A 2,224-nucleotide genomic window follows, 5' to 3' on the forward strand; every position below is an offset into this window, starting at 1 on the left:
ATATTAAATAAAAAATCCACGATAAAATTCGTTCTCACTATAAGTTATGGACCTATAAAGTGAAACTTTAATCAGTGGGGCGATTTATTCTCTACTGATTATTTACCCGTAAATACCGGGATGAAAAGGAGCGTAATGAACATGGCATATACTACTATATCTATGGAAATTTTCGGATCAACTGAACAAGTATGGCAATTAATCGGAGGTTTCAACTCCCTTCCAGACTGGTTACCTTATATACCTAGCAGTAAATTAACTGAAGGCGGTCGTGTACGTCATCTAGCTAATCCAGATGGTGAAACAATTATAGAACGCTTAGAAGTATTCAATGATAAGGAACGCTACTACACGTATTCAATCATGAATGCACCGTTCCCGGTCACTAATTATTTATCTACAATCCAAGTTAAAGAAGGTACTGAAAGTAACACATCGTTAGTAGAGTGGTCTGGTACGTTCACTCCTGTTGCAGTTAGTGATGAAGAGGCAATAAATCTGTTTCATGGTATATACAGCGATGGACTGAAAGCATTGCAGCAAGCATTTCTAGATTGATTCATGTAATTGATTGAGACGAAAAAGTTAATTAACAGTCAAACATTCGACTTTGTGGTTAAGTTCATTATGAAAGATAAACAAATACAAATTTCATGCCTGCTTGTTAATGACAAGAAATAAAAAATACTACCTCCAAATGGAAGGTAGTATTTTTTATTAATCAGGAAAAACAATTAATCCCTCTTCTTTTTCCTCCTGTTTTAAATCTTCTTCTGGGAATGTTACAGTTGAATTTTTATCCCCTGTTTTTTTTGTTTCTTCACCTGGAAATACGAAAGTTGAATTTTCTTTTCCTTCATTTTTTTCTACGTTATCTGGAAATACCATAGAATCATTGGTAGTCAAATCACTATGAAAACCAAGGTTAGACAAAATCGCTTTTAAATCTGGTAAAACCCCTATTTTATCAGATGATGGGTCATTAGACTTTGTGCCTGTATTAGGATTACTTAAAATTGCCCTCAATTCTTTTGGTGTATATGCCTTACCTAAATGTTCTTTAGCAATCCCTTGAATTGATACAGCAGCCCCAGCGATTATAGGCGAAGCGCTAGAAGTACCACGGAAATTAGAAGTATAACGATTCATTATACTCTGATCTGTAACTTTTTGTCCTTTACTATTTTGATTTTGATATGTATCTAATGTGTCAACATACTCTCCCCAACCATATACATCAATTCTACTACCATAGTTAGAGAAACCTAAACGTTTATGAGGAACTCTTGCAGTAGATGCTCCAACTATAATAGCTCCTGAATCTTTAAAGTCTGGACTATTTCGATTTAAAATCTGTTTACCATTACGGTCTTTAAATTCATCTAAATCAATCCCACCATTACCAGCTGCTTCTACAATAATAATGCCTTTATCTGTACCTTTGCGAATTGCGTTAAATATACTCGGGTATACTTCTACTGGTAAAGGGTCATCTCCATATCCATCATATTTAAAGGATTCTTCTATTAATAAAACATCTCCAGCCTGTAAAGAATCTACGGCACTTAAAATAGCATCTCTTACATCGATTCTCCCATTATCTCGGATCACTGAAATTACTTTTGCCTTTGCTTTTGGTGCAATCCCAATGTTCCCAATCCGATTGTCAGCTGCAGAAACAACACCTAGAACTGAAGTACCATGAGAAAGATCATTACTCATTTTTCCAGACATAAATTCAATATTTTGACCGACTAAATCTTCATGATTTAATAACCAGCCTTCTTCCAAATCTACAAAAGTTGCTCCTTGACCATCTCCTCCTTTAATTCCCCAAGCATAAGGAGCATTAATTCCTAAAGGTGCCTCTTCAAGATATCCCTGTCTCGAAAATCTAGGTTCATCATAAGGATTGACTGATAATACAGGCAATCTCGAGCTAGTTGTTGTATTTATACTCTTATTAGAACGAACTAGTATTTTACTAGAATTGTCATTAGCAGCATATACTGTATTTGTTACAAATGTCGTACCTACCCCAGCAAAAGTTGTAATTGCAAGTGATGATATCAACATACCTTTAAAATTTTTCATCTTTCCACCTCTAGTTTTCTATTAGAATTAACATATTTAATAATGTGTATGAACCGAAAAGCTTTTTATCTTATTATAAAAATTAATAGATTTTTATAACTTTTTGATTTACATAAAAACTCCTTTCATT

General features: G+C 34.0%; 2 protein-coding genes. One reads left to right on the plus strand and one right to left on the minus strand.

Annotation, left to right across the window (positions count from 1 at the left end; translation table 11 throughout):
- Positions 1 to 141: 141 nt before the first annotated feature.
- Positions 142 to 558: an SRPBCC family protein gene (locus ABWK52_RS27165; protein ID WP_000332044.1), complete on the plus strand. Its 417-nt coding sequence runs from the start codon at positions 142 to 144 to the stop codon at positions 556 to 558.
- Positions 559 to 717: 159 nt separating this feature from the next.
- Here ABWK52_RS27165 and ABWK52_RS27170 read toward each other — a convergent pair whose 3' ends face one another.
- Entirely contained in the window at positions 718 to 2,094 is a 1,377-nt protein-coding gene (locus tag ABWK52_RS27170; RefSeq protein WP_002061918.1) for a S8 family peptidase, read from the minus strand.
- Positions 2,095 to 2,224 lie beyond the last annotated feature (130 nt).

The organism is Bacillus sp. AP50, from assembly GCF_040492675.1.
GTDB classification, from domain to species: Bacteria; Bacillota; Bacilli; order Bacillales; family Bacillaceae_G; genus Bacillus_A; species Bacillus_A cereus.

What these genes read in the sequence shown, in the direction of transcription:
- ABWK52_RS27165 (WP_000332044.1), top strand. Translation starts at nt 142, where the DNA reads ATGGCATATACTACTATATCTATGGAAATTTTCGGATCAACTGAACAA.
- ABWK52_RS27170 (WP_002061918.1), bottom strand. Translation starts at nt 2,094, where the DNA reads ATGAAAAATTTTAAAGGTATGTTGATATCATCACTTGCAATTACAACT.